The organism is Siphonobacter aquaeclarae (assembly GCF_900103285.1).
Taxonomy (GTDB): domain Bacteria; phylum Bacteroidota; class Bacteroidia; order Cytophagales; family Spirosomataceae; genus Siphonobacter; species Siphonobacter aquaeclarae.
Genome location: NZ_FNGS01000003.1, coordinates 21544 through 39885 on the forward strand (window position 1 = coordinate 21544; position 18342 = coordinate 39885).

Below are 18342 nucleotides of genomic sequence, written 5' to 3' on the forward strand. Positions count from 1 at the left end.
GTATGATTGTCGGGGCGAAAACCAGAAAAATTTCTGAGGTCAGAATTCGTAAAGAGCACGAATACGTAATCCAGCCGGTGTTTTCTCCAGGCGATAGTCACAATTCCGGAGAGACGGCGCCAGATAGGTTTCTACCTGGAAAGCCAGGTGGGCAAACCGCTTCTCCAGCCCTACTCCTGCGTTGAAGGAGTTGATCAGCGGCTCCCGGGGCTGAAACGTTGTTTTGTCAGCGCTGAACTCCCCGGTAAACGGATTCCGGATAACGTTGAACTTATACTGCTGATCTACCTTGACATCGATCATGGTTCCCGCAGACGTCAGAAAAGCCCAGTTATCCGGCAGGTTGGTCCGATATGTGATATTCAAAGGAATACGAATCATGTCCGATTCCGTATTGATGTTGATAATCTTGAAGTTCGGCGGAACCTTCGGCGCGTGGCTCATCCGGAAATCCCGGTGATTTTTGTCGATAAACTTCCGCTCGCTGACGTAGCTTTCTCCGTTCACTTTGGCGATCGTCAGACCGCTATTGATTCCCCAGTGCTTACCGAGAATGATGCCGACGGAAACAGATTTGGCTGCATAGTTCTTTTCCCACTCAAACCCTCCTCCGACACGGAAGGCCGTCGTCCGGGTTTTCGGCAGGCGTATCGACGGCGATTCCGCTGCGGGCGCCGCGAAGAATCGCCGCTTGACCGGTATAGCCGTTTTCACGGGAATTCCCTCCGGATACACATCAAAACCGGTATGTGGTCTGAGATAGGCTACTTCGGTTATTTTCCTTCCTTCCGAAACAGAAACGGACCGGTTTTCCGGCAGGTTGCCGGAAGCATAACCGGATGGACCGGGCTTCGTATCCGTTCCGGCAAAACGGGTACCTCCGGACCGGGTCTCGCCGGACCGGGTCTCGCCAGACCGGGTCTCGCCAGACCGGGTCTCGCCAGACGACAAGACATTCTCTGTTTCCCGGCTGTTCGCGTTTTTCGTGCCGGCAGGTGTCGCATACCGGTCACCGCGTAATCCGTTTCCTGCTGTCTCAACGCTTTCCGAGAATTTCTCGCCGGACCGCAGGGACCGCGTAGCAGTCTGGCCGGCCCCCTCCCCTTCCGACGCAACGCGATTACCGTAGGTCGACTGCCGGGTCTGATCGGAGAAGCGGCGGTCGGCAGGTTGTGCCGGACCTGCGGCGTAATCCGGGCGGGTTTCGGCGGTTACTTGTCCGTCGCCGGTCAGGTCCGGACGGTTATCAGCAGGATGTATAGTTTTTCCATTCGTTGCGGTTAAGGGAGATTGACTGGAAGAAGCGGCGTTTCCGGGAGCGACGGAAGCGCGGGCAGCGGTCGAGCGGACCACCTGAATCTCCCTGCGGAGCTCGGTGACCGTCTGCCGCAGGATGCGGTTTTCGCGGTACTGGATGATATTCGTCACCACGAGGATCGTCGCAACGAGTCCTGTAGCGCCATAGCCTACCCATTTGGCTCCGGTTCGGACCCACCAGGTTGCAGGCATCTGCTGTTTGTAAAAAGCCTGGAATTTCGACCACTCCTGCTCCTGGAAAGGTGGTTCGATTCCTTCCAACTTTCGTCGGACGGCTTCATTGAAACGATCCGTTTTCATCCTTTAAAAAGGTGTATTACCCCAGTTTCGTTGTGATACATAGGGATATGACTCGATAACCATTTGCTGGAGGAGCGCGCGGGCCCGCGCAAAATGCGAGCGGACGGTTCCTTCCTTGATATTGAATAAATCGGCGATCTCCCGGAGCTGATATCCGTCGACCACGTGCATCAGGAAAATAGACCGGTAGATTGGTTTCAGTTGCTGGACCAGCTGCAGGATTTCATCGGCCGAAATCTGATCGACAATTCCTTCATCCAGCACGGGATCCGGGACGGCATCGTACCCGATCTCACTATGAAATTTCTGGTTTTTCCGGAAGTAGCTGATTGCCGAATTGACCATGATCGTCCGCAGCCATGCTTTAAAAGGCAGTTGGGAATCATAGCGCTCAAGATTCCGGAATACCTTCAGAAAGCCCTCATTCAGTATCTCTTCGGCTTCCTCCGTGCTGGAAGAATAACGCAGGCAGATGCTCTTCGCGTAACTGAAATATTGTTGAAAAAGCACCCTCTGGGCGCGCTTGTCATCCGACAAACACGCCTGTATGACCCCTTCGAGGTCATCGTCCGAAAAGGATGCTTTCTTTCGAAAAAACAAGTTATCTCACGGGTTAAGGTTCCCTTCTATCTTCCTCATACGCAAAAGGAACCTGATTCGTTGCAGCCAATCTGTCTTTTATTGCCTCCGTCCGGAAATAGTTCCGACAAGACACCTTTCCCTGCCCGGAAGAAATAATTTCCTTCTCCCTCACGAAAATAGTTATTACTCTGATTTACAGACAAATAGCATATTCATTTTCTCGTTTTCGTTGAAAAAAAGAGATCAAACGCTTAAAAAAAGCGGCGTTCCTGCAACGCGCTTCCGGCACCCGGCGTAAGGGGTAATTGAATCGATTCACGGATTATTTTTCACTTAAAGCCTGATTCTCTCACTTCCATTATATCTCCGTATGAGAAAATACCTGCTTTTGTTTCTGCTGTTCACCGGAGGGCTCTACCTGACCTCCTGTACGAAAGACAGCTCTGCCGTGGCCGATTCCGAAGATGCACTCGACGCCGTAACGGCCACCGCCGCCCGGTACTCCGCCAGTGTCGATTCGGTAACGCACAAAAAATGTAAGGGAAGTTTAACAGATGTAGATGTTTCAAGCCTTTCCGCTACCATCACATCTTATATCAAGCAGAACTATTCTTCTGCGACGATCAAAATCGCGCTGAAAGACCAAGCCGGAAACACGATCGTCGGTATCGAAGCCGACGGACAGCCGAAAGCGCTTCTTTTCGATGCCAACGGAGCTTTCGTTCAGGAACTTCAGCATTATAAGAAAGCGGCACGGCTGACGGCAGTCGCCGTGGCCGATCTGCCTGCGGCCATTTCATCCTACATCTCGGCTAACTATTCCGGCGCGACCATTCAAAAAGCCGGAAAAAATGCGGAAGGGAGCTACTTCGTGGCGATTTCCGTAAGCGGCTCAATTAAAGTACTGCTGTTTGATTCGGCAGGATCCTTTAAGCAGGAGCTTCCGAAACCACCGAGTCACAAACGTCACTGATCTCTTTCCCGGCGGCCGGATGGTCGCCGGGTTCATTCACCCACCATCAAACCGCTACTTTAACGATGAAAACGACCTCCTTTCCACCTGCTGCTGCTCCGGCAGATCGTCCGGATTTATTCTCATCTTCGGGTACGACATCTCCCCTTTTCCCGCTAGACAGTCTGGATATAACTACTCACACGCGGCGACCGGCTTCAATCGGTGGTAACGGAGAGCAATCGCCGGTTCAGACAGCCAATCTGGATTGGCTCATCGAAGTAATGGTAATGGGTGTGACTGTTCTGCTGGCGTACTCCTTTTTCTGACAATCAGAAGAATACAAAAAAAGAAACCCCTCTTTCCCACAGGAAAAGAGGGGTTTTGTCGTTATAGTGACACCACCGCCTTGGGTCACCTTACTCAAAAAGTACTTCCATGAGGGCTTCAGGTCGCCACTTTAGGCCCTTTGGTGAATCAAAGGTCCTACTTATTTTCAACAACACGGACCGTATTCGACAATTGGTCAAAAATACCGGTTTTTCGGATACTACCTTACCCTTTTCGGGGGATCAGTAGCCTACCGTAAACCGCTTACGGCTGAATTGCGGATCCCGGACTTCGTCGACCAGCGCCACTGCGAGGTCTTCCACCGAAATGGCGCAATGCCCTTTTTCATCGAAAACAGGGCTGTCTGTGCCGGTCCGGAATACGCCGGTACGTTCGCCGGGAGCCAGGTGAATAGCCGGGCTGAGGAACGTCCAGTCCAGTTCGTTTTCTTTCCGGATCACATTCAGGAAATCCCTGGCTGCCAATGCTCCGGGCTTCCATTCAGCCGGAAAAGAATCGGTATCCACCAGTTGAACACCCGGCTGGATTTCGAGGCTTCCGGCTCCGCCGACCACAAGCAGGCGATTTACGCCGGCGGCCTTGGTTCCTTCCAGGATCGCATCAGAGCCTTTCAGAAAGTCTTCATAGATATTCGGGTTCGCCCAGCCGGGATTGTAAGCGCTAACCACGGCGTCGTGCCCGGCAACCAACGCTTTCACTTCTTCCGGATTCTGTACGTCTCCTGCCTTTATAGTAAGCGCTTCTGACGTTTCCGTGATTTTTTCCGGATGCCGGGCAATGGCCGTTACTTCCAGGCCCTGGGCCAATGCTTCTTTTAAAACGGCTGAACCGACAAAGCCGGTCGCTCCGATCAAGGCAATTTTCATGTTTCTTTGGTTATCAGTTGATCCTTGGTTACTTTTGGTAACTCAAAGATAGAATAAATATAACTGCCTGACAAGAAGGCATTTAAAACATACCCGGTAACATGGAAGTAACTAATGTTGACAATCAGCTGACTCCGGTTCAAAAAAAGATAGAAAAAATTTTCAGCCTGGAAGACGGCATCGGAATATGCCCCGTTCGCGGCATTCTCGACCGCATCGGCGACAAATGGTCCTTTCTCACGATCATGCAATTGGGAGGCGCGGGAACGTTGCGGTTCAGCGAACTTCGGGCGCGCATCGGAGATATTTCGCAACGCATGCTTACGGTCACGCTGCGCAGCCTGGAAGAAGACGGTCTGATACGCCGTGTTTACTATCCGGAAGTACCCCCGCGGGTTGAGTACAGTCTCACTCCGCTGGGCGAGAGCCTCCTGGAGCGCATGCTTGACCTTGCCGAGTGGGCCAATTCCTATAAACGGGAAATTGTTCGTGCGCGGCAACAGTATATTGCCGGCTAAAGTAAAAAGGCGACCGTGCGGTCGCCTTTTTACTTTATGACTTGTCTTCTTCTCAAAACTTGAAAGAAGCACTTGCGCTCAACGCTTCGCCACTGGAGGATCCTTCAGCTTTCAGTTGGCCGTCTACATAAATTTCGACTTTCAGTGTGGAAGACGTACCGGTGCCGATTCCGTTGACGACGACATTCGCCATCGTTGCTCCTGCAGGTACGCTTACTTCGGGGCTGGTCCAGGTTGCTCCGGAAAGGCTGGAGGCGGTGGTTACCTTGCTGTCATATCCGTAAATCGCGGTGTCCACATGCGCATCGGATGAGGTTTTTGCTTTGAAAACGATCGTGTGAGAAGATTTCGCCGGGTCATCTTTCTTCGAACAGGAGGTAAAAACGAGGGTCGCCAGAACAGTCAGCGTCAGAAAAAAGTACTTCTTCATGGATAGCGTTAACGTGGCGGCACTTTCAATAGGCAGGGGCCGGAATACCTGGCCCGGCAACTGCCGGGTCAGTATTCTTACGTAAGACAGGTCCGTTCCGGATGCCTCAAACCCGGGATTCCAGCATTTTTTTCAACCCGAGCATCTCGTCCCGCAGGCGGGCAGCATTGAGGAAGTCCAGTTCCTTTGCCGCCTGTTCCATTTCCTTCTGTACCTGTTTGATTCGTTCCTGGATCGACTCTGCGTCCATATACGCCATAACAGGATCCGCTGCGAGCGTTATTCCTTCCGGCTCCACGTAATAGTTTTTGCCCGGCTTGCCCATGACATCGGCGATACTCGTCTGGTCCAGAATAGCCTCTTTCGACTTACGGACAGTTTTCGGCGTAATACCGTTGTCGGCATTGTACTCCATCTGAATAGCCCGGCGCCGCTGGGTTTCAGAAATCGCCTTTTCCATCGAGCCGGTGATGCGGTCAGCGTACATGAGTACCTTCCCCCTGTCGTTCCGGGCCGCACGGCCGATCGTCTGGATCAGGGAGCGGATATCCCGGAGAAATCCTTCCTTATCGGCATCCATAATAGCAACGAGCGATACTTCCGGAAGGTCGAGTCCTTCCCGGAGCAGGTTCACTCCCACCAGTACATCAAAGACGCCCAGTCGGAGTTCCCGCAGGATTTCCACCCGCTCCAGCGCCTTTACCTCTGAGTGGATGTACCGGCACTTAACTCCTACCCGGTCCAGGTACTTCGATAGTTCTTCGGCCATGCGTTTCGTCAGCGTGGTCACGAGTACCCGTTCTTCCCGCTTGATCCGCCCGTGAATTTCATCGAGCAGGTCATCAATCTGGTTCTGGCTGGGCCGTACTTCAATTTCCGGATCAAGCAGACCGGTAGGCCGGATAATCTGCTCAACGACTACCCCTTCGCTGCGCCGCAGCTCGTAATCAGCCGGGGTGGCAGATACATAGATCGTTTGATTGGATAGTTCTTCAAATTCCTGAAACGTCAGGGGGCGGTTATCCAGTGCACTTGGAAGCCGGAAGCCATAATCGACCAGCGCCTCTTTCCGGGACCGGTCGCCGCCCCACATGGCGCGTATCTGCGGTACGGTCACGTGGCTTTCGTCAATCACGAGCAGGTAGTCGTCCGGGAAAAAGTCAATTAAACAGAACGGCCGCTGCCCCGGCTTACGTTGATCGAAATAGCGTGAATAGTTTTCGATACCTGAACAGTAGCCGAGCTCCCGCATCATCTCCATGTCAAACTCCGTGCGTTGCTTGATGCGGTCGGCTTCAGCAAGGCGAACGTCTTTCTCAAAAAACTTGATCTGTTCGACCAGATCGTTCTGGATTTCATGCATGGCGCGCGTGAGCGTATCGCGGCCGGTTACGAACAGGTTGGCGGGGAAAATGGCGACCTGGTTTTCGTCGCCGATCTTCTTGCCCGTTACCGGGTTAATCCGGTGAATAGCCTCGATTTCGTCCCCGAAAAAAATAAACCGGTAGCCAAAATCCGCATAGGGCAGGTGAACGTCGACCGTATCGCCTTTCACCCGAAAGGTTCCGCGTGTAAAATCCGCTTCGGTCCGGGAATACAGAATCTCGACCAGCCGGTAGAGAAACTGGTTACGGGAATACAATTCGCCAACTCCCACCCGCATAATACTCTTGCGAAACTCGTCGGGGTTACCCATACCGTATATACAGGAAACGGAAGCGACGACGATGACGTCCCGGCGGCCCGACATCAGTGCCGAGGTAGCAGACAACCGCAGCTTATCAATTTCTGTATTGATAGCCAGGTCTTTTTCAATGTACGTATTGGTGGAAGCGATGTACGCCTCGGGCTGGTAGTAATCGTAATAGCTGATGAAATACTCTACCGCGTTGTTCGGAAAGAACTGCTTGAATTCGCCGTAAAGCTGCGCCGCCAGGGTTTTGTTGTGACTAAGGATCAGGACGGGGCGGTTGACTTCCTTGATCACGTTGGCGATGGTAAACGTCTTTCCGGAGCCGGTAACGCCAAGCAGCACCTGTGCCGGCTCGTCCCGGTGAAGGCCTTCGACCAATTGCTGGATGGCTTTGGGCTGATCGCCGGTAGGTTGGTATTCAGAGGTCAGTTGATACTCCATAGTTTAGTCGGAATAGCCAGATGAGGGACAACACAAACAAATACCCAAATCATTCCGGAGGGAATTTAATTTTTATTCGTTTTTTCGGCTTACAACCTTTCAGACTTTTCTGTTGTCTGCAGGTTGTCATCCCGTCTGCTATGAAATACGCGTACCTGCTGCCGCTGGCTTTGCTCGCCTCCGGCTGTGTCCAGACCTACCGCCTTGGTGCCGGACTGCATACCCATGATCTGTTTTACCAGGCGAAACCTCTCACTCCGCTTGACTCCACTATTGCCTCCGCAACCTACGTCGGAGGGCAGGTTGTTGCCGGAAGCGGCTATGGCGGCGGGCTGAAAGCCCAGCAGGACGAGCACTTTCTGGGCCTCCTTCAGGTATCCCGGGCACATAGCTGGCGGAACGGAGCGGTCAGCTACGGCGCCTTTGGGTATACAGGTTATTACCGCGTTGGCCAGTATACCTTTTCGGAGTATGACACAGGCGGCATGAAGTTGCCCAGTATCTATCAGGGTAGTTATTCATTTACCGGATGGGGCCTGCGCGGAAGCGCTTATTTTAATACCCAGCTGGATCCCAAATTTGCCTGGCGATTTTTGGGAGTGGAATGGGCCTATAGTACCGAATACGGAAATCTGACAGACTTGCGGCAACGTATCCCGCAAAAACAGATCAGGAACGGCAGCTATGTCACTGACAAGTGGCTGATCGTCAGTGATCAGTCGATGGTTACACTTGCGATCGCCACCGAAGCGGAGATTTCCAGTGACCGCGCCAAAGACAAGTCTTTCGTGATGAAATATGCTGTCGGACGTTCGTTATCAGGCTATTTGGGCGAAGGTTGGTTCAACACTGCCAATTTCACGGCGGCGTACCAATACCACCGGCATACCTTCCACCTTCATATTGGCAATATCAACCGCAAAGGTGCTTACCAGTTCGGCTATCAATTCCGGCTGGAGCAAAAAAGAAAACCACCCCGGCCGTAGCCAGGGTGGTTCGGGAAGTAACCCCATCATCTCTTAAACCAGCTCGTTGTCCTTCAGGTATTCCGCGATCTGAACAGCATTCGTAGCAGCGCCCTTGCGCAGGTTGTCAGCCACGATCCAGAGGTTCAGGGTATTCGGTTGTGTTTCGTCGCGACGGATACGGCCTACAAACGTTTCGTCCTTGCCGTGCGCCGTCACAGGCATCGGGTAAACGAAGTTCTTCGGATCGTCCTGTACCACCACGCCCGGCGCTTTTTCCAGAATCGCACGTACTTCAGCCAGATCGAATTCATTTTCGAATTCAATGTTCACGGCTTCCGAGTGCCCGCCTACAGTCGGGATACGTACGGTCGTCGCCGTTACAGCAATAGCGTCGTCACCCATGATCTTCTTGGTCTCGTTGACCATCTTCATTTCCTCTTTCGTGTAGCCGTTATCGAGAAATACGTCGATGTGGGGCAGTACGTTGAGGTCGATCGGGTGCGGGTATACCTTCTGAACGGAAGTATCTCCGGCGCGTTCGGCAAAAAGCTGATCTACGGCTGCTTTTCCGGTACCGGTTACTGACTGGTACGTCGAAACGACGACGCGGCGGATTTTGTACTGTTGGTGCAGGGGGTTGAGCACCACCACCATCTGAATCGTCGAGCAGTTGGGGTTGGCGATGATTTTATCTTCCGTCGTCAGCGTATGTGCGTTGATTTCGGGTACGACCAGCTTCTTGGTCGGATCCATGCGCCAGGCAGAGGAGTTGTCGATCACCGTGATACCCGCCTCCGCAAAGCGCGGAGCGAGTGACAGGGACGTGCTGCCGCCTGCGGAGAAAATCGCAATAGCCGGCTTGGCTGCAATCGCGTCTTCGAAGCTGACAACCGTATATTCCTTACCCTTGAAGGTTACTTTTTTACCAACGGAGCGCTCAGAAGCGACCGGAATAAGTTCGGTGACAGGGAAGTTGCGTTCTTCCAGTACTTTCAGCATCTCACCACCGACCAATCCGGTGGCTCCAACTACAGCGACTTTCATCGTTCAGTAAAAAATTATAGTTAAACAATCGTTTTTTGAATGGGAGCTTTTGGGCTGTAAGCTTTAGGCTATAGGCTATAAGCCATTGAATCTGTCCTGTTCTTTTCCGCTTACAGCTTAAAGCCTATAGCCCAATGCTTACATCCTGATTACTAGCCAATTACACCGTCAACTCCTCTTCCATAGGCACAAAAAAATTCGTCACCGCGAGGGAGAAGAACCGACAAAACAACTCTGGCAAACGAGGGTCGAGGCCCCGCTCACTCCGAGTGTTCTATTTGGTTTTCTTTGATTTCACAGTGACGAATTGTCAGAATGGCCGCAAAGTAAGGCGTTTCCTTTCTTTCAAAAAAACGGATGGGGAATTTTTTTTAACTCCTGTCATAAAAGCGGGATTTCACCGGAAATAGCAGCATCCTTCCGGCGTCACACAGGCATCCATCGGGATGTCGTAACGGTCGACGTCATCAATGCGATCAGACGGGCCGAAAAACGAAAACCCGACCTTCTGTACATCCTTTCGGCATTTGGCCAGAAAGCGATCGTAAAAGCCCATTCCGTATCCGACCCGGTATCCGGATCGGTCAAATGCCAGCAGGGGAAGTAATACCAGGTCGATCCGCTCCTCCGCAATCATTTCCTCTGCCTCCGGTTCGGGAATGCCCCAGGCATTTTCCACAACCGGCGTATCCGGCGTCAGTGGAAAATGCCGCATCTCCCTGGTTTTCAGGTCCGACACAGAAGTAACCACCTGAATATGTGGATAACTCCCCCAAATCCGGTGGATAAGTGGCCAGTTATCCACTTCTTTCTGTTTCCTGATGGGTAAAAACACGTGGAGAACCTGGATATCCCGCAGAAAATCAGCCTCCTGGAAATGTTGAATTATCGACAGGCTGTGGATAACCGCTTCTTCCGGCAAAAGATTTTTCCGCTGTTCCCGGCCCTGTTTACGCAGTTCAGCCTTCGTCATGCCTTACATAATGGATAGGTTCTGCCCCGAATGCCGACACAGCACGGTATAGGCGCTGGGCTTGATACGCCGCAGAAAAGGAATCGCCCGCAAGACCGCAATTTTAGCTGAAACGACCGCTCTTTTGAAAGGACCCGGATAAATCTGTCTCAGGATTTCGGGCGAAAAGAACGAGAACCGTTCATCCAGTACTTCAAACCCTTCCGACTTGAGCAAAAACTTAAAAAGCGCCGGCGTATAGATGTTGATATGTCCGTAGGCGAGAAACCGGTCTACTTGTTCATCCACAAAAAAGCTGAAATCGATCGGTATTTCGAGTATCTGGTATTCCGATACCCGGGCGATTTCCCGAAGCAGCATACGCGGGTGTTCAACGTGCTCGATGACGTGTGAGCACGTAGCGAGGCGGAACTGCCGATCCGCAAAGGGGATATGGTACCCGTCAAACAGCCGTACTTCTTTCAGCCCGGGGATATTTCGGGAACGGATAGCGGCGGCTCCGCTTTCAGATATTTCAAGGGAAGTAAGGCTGCCCTTGTACCCGGTCCGGGTAAGTGCCTCCAACACGGCGCCGTCTCCGGAGCCCACGTCCACCAGCTCCTGAAAATCCGCCCGGAGCAGGCTCTGTATGTTGATGGCTTTCTGCCGGGCGCTGCTATCCCGCCAGGCCGAGGCTCCCCCGGCGTACTGGTCTTTGTACGTACTCAGCAGCGACTCTGAGATCGTCTGACTCATAGATCGATTGAAGTTTCGTCGTTTTTCCGGCTTCGTCCCGGATATATGCCTTCCGGCCCCCGATCCATCCGCTCATCCAGCGCCGTTAACGCGCCGTCTTTCCGCTTCATCTCCGTTACGAATCCGGTTCAGGATTCAAACAGGAACCCGAACTTCTAATTCCCTAATAGCCATGAAACGCTTCGCCTTTACCCTGACCGCCGTTCTCGCTGCCACCGCAGCCTTCGCCCAAACTGACAGCCTGAACACTCCCCGCCCCCAAAACGACTGGATGCGGATGCACAAAAGCGATTTCGAAGTATCCATCGGCCTGAACACGTTTGCCGACCGCAATACCTCCGGAATCACGGGGTATGAACTCCGCCCGATAGGCAGCCGTTTCATCTCTCTCGGCAGTACGCACCGCTTCAAACTTGTTTCCGGCCGAAACGCTGCCTTAGCCCTGAAGACAGGCGTGGAAGTCTCCTGGAACAACTTTATGCTGGAAGGAAACCGGCAGATTACGGCAGACGGGCCGACTGTCCTGTTTCCTGAAACCGCTACTCCCCTCTCCAAGAGCAAACTGACGGCAGCATACCTCAATATTCCGGTGATGCCGACAGTCGTTTTCCGGAAAGGCGCCTTCACCCATATCAGCCTCGGCGGTTATGCCGGCATGCGGCTCGACAGCTACACCAAAGTAAAAGAGGAAGACGGCACAAAAGACCGTACCCACGGACGGTACTACCTCAGCAACTTCCGCTACGGCATCGGCTTGGATCTGGGTATCCGCGGCGTAGCGACGCTGTTTGCGCAGTACGACCTCAACACGGTATTCGACCGGAGCCGCGGTCCTCAGCTGAATACGATCAACTTTGGTATCCGGTTATAACGACCACCAAAGCCTAAAAAAGGGGAGCCGAGGCTCCCCTTTTTTAATTATTTTCTTTCCAATGAATAGCACATCCGACCGACTTGGTCACGTTGAGCATCACCGGCTTTCCGGTGAGCAGGTTATTAACCGCATCTTCAACATACCTTTTCGTCACGCCTGACGGGTCCTGGGAGCTGTCGTCAATGGCGCCGATGTACTGCACCAGAAACCGTTCGCCCGAGCGATGCAGCACAAATACATGCGGTGTTCGCGTGGCGCCGAAAGCCTGGGCGACCTGCTGCGTTTCATCAAACAAATACGCAAACGGGTAGCTCTTCGCCCGGGCCCGGACTTTCATATTCTCGAAAGAATCTTCTTCGTATACGGAAGGATCGTTCGGATTGATCGCGAGTACCGGAAACCCGGCCGGCCGGTATTTGCGGTCGAGCGCGATAAGCCGGTCTTCGTATGCTTTCGCAAACGGGCAATGATTCGCCGTAAAGACGACGATCAGGCCTTTGGAGGACCGATAGTCACTCAGGCTCACCACGGAGCCTTCGGTGCTTTTCAGCCGGAAATCGGCTACGGCGTCCCCGATGTTGTAGCCCCGCTGATCGGCCGGGCGATCGGTTGCGCCGGCCCAGCCCGCCGCTGCCAGCCAGAAGGCAAGCAGGGCAACTCTGATGCGTGTCATCGTTCCTGTTTTTTACGCGGCATAAATACGAAATCTAACCCACATTCCGGACCCCGGCCGTACGGTTCTCCCCGGATAACGACAAAACAGTCTCTTCCGGCATATCGTGCCCAACAAAAAACGGGAGGCCCGGCCGGGTCTCCCGTTTTTTGTTCGCCTGCAAAAGGATCAGGCTGTTTCTTTTTCCTTGCGCTGGAGCTTGCTGCGCCGCATGCTGTAGCCGAAGTAAACAGCCAGACCCAGTGCCATCCAGACGATCAGACGCATCCAGTTTTCTCCGCCGAGGCCGTACATCATCAGCAGACAGGTAACAGCGCCGAGGACGGGAACAACCGGGGAAAACGGCGTCCGGAAAGGCCGCGGGGTATCCGGATCCGTTTTGCGCATGATAACAACGCCCAGTGATACAAGTACAAACGCGAAGAGCGTGCCGATACTGGTCATGTCACCGACGACGTCGCCGGGCACAAACGCAGCGAATACGCCGACAAACAGGAAGAAAAGAATATTGGAGCGGTACGGCGTCCGGAATTTCGGGTGCAGATCACAGAAAACCTTCGGAACCAGACCGTCCTTGGCCATCGAATAGAATACCCGTGACTGGCCCAGCAACATCACCAGAATAACCGAAGAGAAACCGGCCAGAATGGCCACCGTGATAAGGGTGCCGAGCCAGCCGTATCCGTGCATGTACTTTTCAATGGCATAGGCGACGGAGGCTTCCTTCCCGGCTGAACGGAACTCGCTGAAATGCGCAACGCCCGTCAATACGTGTGCAAAAAGAATATACAAAACCGTACAAACGACGAGGGAAACGAGAATCCCGATCGGCATGTCACGCTTCGGATTCTTGGCTTCCTGAGCGGCCGTCGACACGGCATCGAATCCGATAAAGGCGAAGAACACCGTCCCGGCGCCTCCTACAATACCCCAGAAACCACCGAAATCATGCGTCACACCGGCAGAATCGGTCACTTTCGATACTTCCGGAATGTAAGGCATGTGGTTGGCCGGGTTGATGAACTGCCAGCCCAGGGCGATGAAGAGTATTACAATCGCCACTTTCACAATCACGATGATGGCATTGACCGTAGCCGACTCCTGTACCCCGCGGATCAGCAGGAGTGTCAGGGCCGCCAGAATAAACAGGGCCGGGATGTTCATGATGCCCTGCGTACCCAACTCGGATACCTGGAAGGGAGAGTGACACCACTGGTAGGGTATCTCTGTCCCGAATAAGGTGCCTAATAGCTTGTTGAGGTATTCTGACCAGGCGATCGAAACTGTCGCGGCGCCAAGCGCGTATTCCAGCACAAGATCCCAACCGATAATCCAGGCGACAAACTCGCCCATCGTGGCGTAGGAATAGGTATAGGCAGATCCGGCGATGGGGATCATGGAAGCGAATTCGGCGTAGCACAAACCGGCGAGGGCACAACCCACGGCTGCCAGAATGAATGAGATCGTCACGGAAGCGCCTGCGCTCTCGGCAGCGGCGGCAGCGGTGCGGACGAAAAGCCCTGCCCCGATAATTGCCCCGATCCCCAATGCGATCAGATTTCCGGCAGAAAGCGTCCGCTTGAGAGAGCCTTCTCCCGTTGCGTCCGCCTCGTGCAAGAGTTGTTTAAGCGGTTTCTTGACCCAAATGTTTGCCATATAAATGCTCCGTTAGGAAAATTTTTTTGAATGATGTTTAGGTTTGTAAATGAAGCGGCGAAATAATATTTGTCAAATATGCAAAAAAACCGAGTTCGTCCGCAAACGCCGATTCAATTTTGACGTCTGCTAATCGGCAGAATGGGGTTTTCCCGAGACGCGCCAAACACGGGTCGGAAAGGCCGGAAAATTTTCCTGCGAAAAAGACAAAAACGCCGCCGGACGCCTACTCTCCGGCGGAATGACGTTTCGGAAAATTGAAGAGAAGAGAGGTAATCACCGGTCCTACAAACAATACCACCGTTCCCAGTGATACGTAGAGATCAGCCTCCTCGCTTTCGAGAAAACGGCAGAACGCCGACTCTTTGAAGAAGTGGCAGATAGCCGACGACGTCAGCTTCACGCCGAGAATACCGATGACAATAAACGCGACGGCTTCCATAAACGGAAAACGCTCCATCAGCTTCACGAAAGACTGTGCGACAAACCGCATCGCCAGAATTCCGATAAAAACACCGGTACAGATCAGGTAAATATTGTCCGTAAACGCAACCGCCGCAAAGACATTATCAATCGAAAAGGCGAGGTCCATTACTTCCACCAAGGCAACCGTCGCCCAGAACTTTCCGAGCAGGCCGATGGAGTTTTTATAGAACCAGTTTTCCTTTTTATCGAGCAGATCGTCTTCGTGGCTCGGCGTGGATTCCCCCTTGAAGTAATTGAAACACAGGTAGAGCAGGTAGAGCCCTCCGACGGGCTTGAGCCACCATACTTTCACCAGCCAGGTGGCCGCCAGCAGACAGATTCCCCGGAAAAGATATGCACCGACGATGCCATACTTGAGTGCTTTCTTTCGCTGGTCCTGAGGCAGGTCCATCACCATCGTGGCGAGAACGGCCGCATTATCGACCGACAGCAGGCTTTCGATCAGAATCAGATTCAGGATGATAAATCCGGCTGTTTCGAGGTCTTCGCCCAGCAGGTGGTGCAGAAAATCCATTGCGTCTTTTTGTCTATAGAAAAGTGGAAAGGTGCGTTGCGGCGGCAAAGGTAAGTCCGGAAGCCGAATATGCCGCCTGCCTGTCGGCACGGCCGGAATCTTTCCCGCCGTCAAACTATCCGGCAGGAAATTGCGTTGCCCCACCAACGGCGGAAAAAACACGCAGCCGGTTGAGGCGTATTGATTACTTTTGCCGCCAGTCTGAAGAGACCATTTTTATTCACTTCCATGAAGAAAGCTGTCATTCTGATATTCCTGTTCTGGTCCGCTCTGGCGCAGGCACAGGTCCTTAAACCATATACCCTCCAGTTCTCTCTTTCCAGGAAAGAGGTGAAAGTCGGGGAAACCGTGGACGTACTCATCGACGCCCGCATGAACCCCGGCTGGCATATCTTCTCCTCCGACCAGGACCCCGATGTAGGGCCGCTGCCGGCCGTCGTCAAGTTCAAAAAGAACGGAACATTCGAGACGGTAGGCAAGCTTCGCCCGTCTTCCACCCCTACCGAAAAAATGGATGAAATTTTCGGGGGAAAGGTCCGGTACTTCGAAGGAAAAGGCGGCTTCAAACAAACCATCCGCATACTGAAAGAAGGAGCGAAAATAGAAGGAAGCCTGGGCGGACAGGTCTGCCAGGACGACGGACTCTGCATTGCCATCAACGACGGCGATTTCAGCCTCCCCAACCTGAAAGTACTCCCAGGAGAAGCCCCGAAGGAAGAAAAAAAAAACGAGGCCATAACTGATACGGTTTCGACGGCGCCTCCGGTCTCCGTACCTACTGTTACTGCTGATAATCAGAAAGATACCACTACAACAATCGCTTCCGCGGCGCCGGCGTCACCGGAACAACCCGAGGAAAAGAAGGACGGTATTTCATTCGGAGACCTGGTACTTGCTTTTCTGGCCGGCCTCGCAGCAGTAGCCATGCCCTGTGTCTATCCGATGATTCCGATGACGGTGGCAATGTTCACCAAGCGGGTCGACTCCCGGGCGGAGGGCATTACCAAAGCCCTGTTCTACGGTCTTTCCATCATTCTCATTTTTGCGTTTTTCGGGACGCTGGTTTCGGCCATTTTCGGAAGTGCATTTGTCAACTTCATCAGTACGCACTGGGCGCCGAACCTGTTCATTTTCGCGATTTTTGTTCTGTTCTCTCTGTCGTTTCTCGGAGCATTTGAACTGACGCTCCCAAGTGCGTTTGTCAATAAAGTCGATGCTCAGGCCGACAAAGGCGGCTGGGGCGGTATCTTCTTCATGGCCTTCGCCCAGGCGCTGGTTTCATTCTCCTGCACCGCGCCGATCGTGGGCACCGCGGCGATCCTCGCCGCCAAAGGCAGTATCTGGGATTCGGCCTTGCTGAATGTCAGCTTCGGGTCCGCATTTGCGCTTCCGTTCGTGGCAGCGGCATTTATTCCGAGTTTCCTGAAGTCGATGCCCAAATCCGGCGGCTGGCTCAATACGCTCAAAGTACAGCTCGGTTTCCTCGAACTGGCCATCGCCCTGAAATTCCTCAGCGTACCGGATCAGACGTACCACTGGGGCCTTCTCAATCGGGATGTATACCTTTCGCTCTGGATCGTGATCTTTACGTTGATGGGCCTCAACCTGCTGGGTAAGCTCCGCATGTCGCACGATAGTCCGCTGGAAGCCGTCACCATTCCCCGGGCGCTGTTTGCCATTCTGATTTTCTCGTTCTCGGTCTACCTGGTGCCTGGTTTATTCGGCGCGCCGCTGAAACCGCTCTCAGGTCTGTTGCCGCCGGAAACGTCTCAGGAATTCAATCTGTCTCACGCCAATGGCGCTGCTGCCGCACCGAAAGGTATCCTGCCGGCCGACCGGAAGTATGCCGATTTCCTGAAGCTTCCGCACGGGCTGGAAGGCTTCTTCGACTACAAGGAAGGCCTCGCTTATGCTCAGAAAGCAGGTAAGCCTATCTTCATCGACTTCACCGGCCACGGCTGCGTGAATTGCCGGAAAATGGAGGAAACCGTCTGGAGCCAGCCGGAAGTACTCAAGCGTCTCCGTGAAGACTACGTTATTGTTTCTTTGTATGTGGACGATAAAACGGAACTGCCGGAAAGCGCACACTACGTATCGCGGGTAGACGGAAAGCTGAAGACGACCATCGGCGACCAGAACCTCGACTTCGAAATTGAGAAATACAACTTCAACGCGCAGCCGCTTTACGTACTGATAGACCCGAAAAACGACGCAAAACCGCTTGTCAAGGCCGTAGCCTATGAGCCGAACGTCGAAAAGTTCATCCACTACCTCGATGAGGGTAAAGCGAAATTCAATAACTAAGCAGCTATTCCTGCTGCTCGTACTCGGATGTACCTGTCCGGCGCAGGCACAGGAGCAACTATTGGTTGTCAAAACGCGTAATACAGGTACCTCGGAAGGGGTACTCACCCGGTTTGAGCGGATAAAAGGCCACTGGAAGCAACGGGGAGTATCCTTGCCGGTCGCTATTGGTCGCACAGGACTCGCTCCCGCAAACGGAAAGCGGGAGGGCGACGGAAAATCCCCTTCGGGGCTATTGCGGCTTGAAACGGCCTTCGGTACCGAGCCCAAACCCGCCGGTATGAAGTGGCCGTATTTACAAACGGATGGGTCGTGCTATTGTGTGGATGATGTGCAGTCGGAATGGTACAACCGGATCGTCCATGCCGATACCGTTCGGAAAGACTGGCAGTCTGCCGAAAAAATGAAGATCGACGCCTACAGGTATGGCCTGGTCATCGGGTACAATACCGAGCAACCGGTTCCGGGCAAGGGCTCCTGTATTTTTCTGCATATCTGGGACGGTCCTGCCATTGGTACCGCCGGCTGTACGGCTCTTTCTGAATCCAACCTGCTGGCTATACTCAAATGGCTGGATCCGGCAAAAAAGCCGGTACTGATACAAGTGTCCCAGGCCGATTACCCCGCTTTCCGCACCCGCTATTCCCTACCCGATTAACTGTTTT

Annotated in this window: 18 protein-coding genes; 7 read left to right on the forward strand and 11 right to left on the reverse strand. The window is 53.2% G+C overall.

What is annotated here, in order from left to right:
• Positions 1 to 39: 39 nt before the first annotated feature.
• A complete protein-coding gene (locus BLR09_RS07310) occupies positions 40 to 1617 on the reverse strand; it encodes a hypothetical protein (RefSeq protein ID WP_093199800.1) in 1578 nt (525 codons plus the stop codon).
• A 3-nt stretch (positions 1618 to 1620) separates the two neighbouring features.
• Positions 1621 to 2217, reverse strand: a complete 597-nt coding sequence (locus BLR09_RS07315) for an RNA polymerase sigma factor (protein WP_093199802.1) — start codon at positions 2215 to 2217, stop codon at positions 1621 to 1623.
• Between the two features lie 352 nt (positions 2218 to 2569).
• Between BLR09_RS07315 and BLR09_RS07320 the strand changes: the two genes are divergently transcribed.
• Together BLR09_RS07320 and BLR09_RS25285 are read left to right on the forward strand one after the other, a co-directional pair.
• Entirely contained in the window at positions 2570 to 3172 is a 603-nt protein-coding gene (locus tag BLR09_RS07320) for a PepSY-like domain-containing protein (RefSeq protein ID WP_093199805.1), read from the forward strand.
• A gap of 65 nt (positions 3173 to 3237) precedes the next feature.
• Complete coding sequence (locus BLR09_RS25285; RefSeq protein WP_143011050.1) at positions 3238 to 3480, forward strand: hypothetical protein; 243 nt, start codon at positions 3238 to 3240, stop codon at positions 3478 to 3480.
• Between the two features lie 243 nt (positions 3481 to 3723).
• Here BLR09_RS25285 and BLR09_RS07325 read toward each other — a convergent pair whose 3' ends face one another.
• Positions 3724 to 4368: an NAD(P)-dependent oxidoreductase gene (locus BLR09_RS07325; protein WP_093199807.1), complete on the reverse strand. Its 645-nt coding sequence runs from the start codon at positions 4366 to 4368 to the stop codon at positions 3724 to 3726.
• Between the two features lie 101 nt (positions 4369 to 4469).
• Here BLR09_RS07325 and BLR09_RS07330 point away from each other — a divergent pair, with 101 nt between their 5' ends.
• Positions 4470 to 4886: a winged helix-turn-helix transcriptional regulator gene (locus BLR09_RS07330; RefSeq protein WP_093199810.1), complete on the forward strand. Its 417-nt coding sequence runs from the start codon at positions 4470 to 4472 to the stop codon at positions 4884 to 4886.
• A gap of 52 nt (positions 4887 to 4938) precedes the next feature.
• On the opposite strand, the gene BLR09_RS07335 is transcribed toward BLR09_RS07330, so the two are convergent.
• Positions 4939 to 5316 carry a hypothetical protein gene (locus BLR09_RS07335; RefSeq protein WP_093199812.1) on the reverse strand — a complete coding sequence of 126 codons (378 nt, stop codon included), beginning with the start codon at positions 5314 to 5316 and terminating at the stop codon, positions 4939 to 4941.
• 106 nt (positions 5317 to 5422) lie between these two features.
• The gene (gene uvrB, locus BLR09_RS07340) at positions 5423 to 7450 is read right to left on the reverse strand and encodes an excinuclease ABC subunit UvrB (protein ID WP_093199816.1); all 2028 of its coding nucleotides are present in this window, start codon (positions 7448 to 7450) and stop codon (positions 5423 to 5425) included.
• 140 nt (positions 7451 to 7590) lie between these two features.
• Between uvrB and BLR09_RS07345 the strand changes: the two genes are divergently transcribed.
• Positions 7591 to 8436, forward strand: coding sequence for a hypothetical protein (locus tag BLR09_RS07345; RefSeq protein ID WP_093199819.1), 846 nt, complete (start codon positions 7591 to 7593; stop codon positions 8434 to 8436).
• 33 nt (positions 8437 to 8469) lie between these two features.
• Here the strand turns inward: BLR09_RS07345 and BLR09_RS07350 are convergent, their stop codons facing one another.
• The 3 genes from BLR09_RS07350 to BLR09_RS07360 form a co-directional block, all read right to left on the reverse strand.
• Entirely contained in the window at positions 8470 to 9462 is a 993-nt protein-coding gene (locus BLR09_RS07350) for an aspartate-semialdehyde dehydrogenase (protein ID WP_093199821.1), read from the reverse strand.
• A 397-nt stretch (positions 9463 to 9859) separates the two neighbouring features.
• Positions 9860 to 10435: a 5-formyltetrahydrofolate cyclo-ligase gene (locus BLR09_RS07355; protein WP_093199824.1), complete on the reverse strand. Its 576-nt coding sequence runs from the start codon at positions 10433 to 10435 to the stop codon at positions 9860 to 9862.
• Positions 10436 to 10438: 3 nt separating this feature from the next.
• Entirely contained in the window at positions 10439 to 11170 is a 732-nt protein-coding gene (locus BLR09_RS07360) for a class I SAM-dependent methyltransferase (RefSeq protein WP_093199826.1), read from the reverse strand.
• 172 nt (positions 11171 to 11342) lie between these two features.
• On the opposite strand from BLR09_RS07360, the gene BLR09_RS07365 reads away from it, so the two are divergent.
• Positions 11343 to 12041, forward strand: coding sequence for an outer membrane beta-barrel protein (locus BLR09_RS07365; protein ID WP_093199829.1), 699 nt, complete (start codon positions 11343 to 11345; stop codon positions 12039 to 12041).
• Positions 12042 to 12084: 43 nt separating this feature from the next.
• On the opposite strand, the gene BLR09_RS07370 is transcribed toward BLR09_RS07365, so the two are convergent.
• From BLR09_RS07370 to BLR09_RS07380, 3 genes are all read right to left on the reverse strand, one after another.
• The gene (locus BLR09_RS07370; protein WP_093199831.1) at positions 12085 to 12717 is read right to left on the reverse strand and encodes a thioredoxin family protein; all 633 of its coding nucleotides are present in this window, start codon (positions 12715 to 12717) and stop codon (positions 12085 to 12087) included.
• Between the two features lie 168 nt (positions 12718 to 12885).
• Positions 12886 to 14373: an amino acid permease gene (locus tag BLR09_RS07375; RefSeq protein ID WP_093199834.1), complete on the reverse strand. Its 1488-nt coding sequence runs from the start codon at positions 14371 to 14373 to the stop codon at positions 12886 to 12888.
• A gap of 226 nt (positions 14374 to 14599) precedes the next feature.
• Positions 14600 to 15373: a TerC family protein gene (locus BLR09_RS07380; RefSeq protein WP_093199836.1), complete on the reverse strand. Its 774-nt coding sequence runs from the start codon at positions 15371 to 15373 to the stop codon at positions 14600 to 14602.
• Positions 15374 to 15601: 228 nt separating this feature from the next.
• Here BLR09_RS07380 and BLR09_RS07385 point away from each other — a divergent pair, with 228 nt between their 5' ends.
• On the forward strand, positions 15602 to 17677 hold the full coding sequence (locus tag BLR09_RS07385; protein ID WP_093199838.1) for a protein-disulfide reductase DsbD family protein: 2076 nt from the start codon (positions 15602 to 15604) through the stop codon (positions 17675 to 17677).
• Positions 17649 to 18335, forward strand: coding sequence for a L,D-transpeptidase family protein (locus BLR09_RS07390; protein WP_176785485.1), 687 nt, complete (start codon positions 17649 to 17651; stop codon positions 18333 to 18335). The genes BLR09_RS07385 and BLR09_RS07390 overlap by 29 nt, the downstream gene beginning before the upstream one ends.
• The last annotated feature ends 7 nt before the right edge of the window (positions 18336 to 18342 follow it).

What these genes read in the sequence shown, in the direction of transcription:
- BLR09_RS07310 (WP_093199800.1), bottom strand. Translation starts at nt 1,617, where the DNA reads ATGAAAACGGATCGTTTCAATGAAGCCGTCCGACGAAAGTTGGAAGGA.
- BLR09_RS07320 (WP_093199805.1), top strand. Translation starts at nt 2,570, where the DNA reads ATGAGAAAATACCTGCTTTTGTTTCTGCTGTTCACCGGAGGGCTCTAC.
- BLR09_RS25285 (WP_143011050.1), top strand. Translation starts at nt 3,238, where the DNA reads ATGAAAACGACCTCCTTTCCACCTGCTGCTGCTCCGGCAGATCGTCCG.
- BLR09_RS07325 (WP_093199807.1), bottom strand. Translation starts at nt 4,368, where the DNA reads ATGAAAATTGCCTTGATCGGAGCGACCGGCTTTGTCGGTTCAGCCGTT.
- BLR09_RS07330 (WP_093199810.1), top strand. Translation starts at nt 4,470, where the DNA reads ATGGAAGTAACTAATGTTGACAATCAGCTGACTCCGGTTCAAAAAAAG.
- BLR09_RS07335 (WP_093199812.1), bottom strand. Translation starts at nt 5,316, where the DNA reads ATGAAGAAGTACTTTTTTCTGACGCTGACTGTTCTGGCGACCCTCGTT.
- uvrB (WP_093199816.1), bottom strand. Translation starts at nt 7,450, where the DNA reads ATGGAGTATCAACTGACCTCTGAATACCAACCTACCGGCGATCAGCCC.
- BLR09_RS07345 (WP_093199819.1), top strand. Translation starts at nt 7,591, where the DNA reads ATGAAATACGCGTACCTGCTGCCGCTGGCTTTGCTCGCCTCCGGCTGT.
- BLR09_RS07350 (WP_093199821.1), bottom strand. Translation starts at nt 9,462, where the DNA reads ATGAAAGTCGCTGTAGTTGGAGCCACCGGATTGGTCGGTGGTGAGATG.
- BLR09_RS07355 (WP_093199824.1), bottom strand. Translation starts at nt 10,435, where the DNA reads ATGACGAAGGCTGAACTGCGTAAACAGGGCCGGGAACAGCGGAAAAAT.
- BLR09_RS07360 (WP_093199826.1), bottom strand. Translation starts at nt 11,170, where the DNA reads ATGAGTCAGACGATCTCAGAGTCGCTGCTGAGTACGTACAAAGACCAG.
- BLR09_RS07365 (WP_093199829.1), top strand. Translation starts at nt 11,343, where the DNA reads ATGAAACGCTTCGCCTTTACCCTGACCGCCGTTCTCGCTGCCACCGCA.
- BLR09_RS07370 (WP_093199831.1), bottom strand. Translation starts at nt 12,717, where the DNA reads ATGACACGCATCAGAGTTGCCCTGCTTGCCTTCTGGCTGGCAGCGGCG.
- BLR09_RS07375 (WP_093199834.1), bottom strand. Translation starts at nt 14,373, where the DNA reads ATGGCAAACATTTGGGTCAAGAAACCGCTTAAACAACTCTTGCACGAG.
- BLR09_RS07380 (WP_093199836.1), bottom strand. Translation starts at nt 15,373, where the DNA reads ATGGATTTTCTGCACCACCTGCTGGGCGAAGACCTCGAAACAGCCGGA.
- BLR09_RS07385 (WP_093199838.1), top strand. Translation starts at nt 15,602, where the DNA reads ATGAAGAAAGCTGTCATTCTGATATTCCTGTTCTGGTCCGCTCTGGCG.
- BLR09_RS07390 (WP_176785485.1), top strand. Translation starts at nt 17,649, where the DNA reads ATGAGGGTAAAGCGAAATTCAATAACTAAGCAGCTATTCCTGCTGCTC.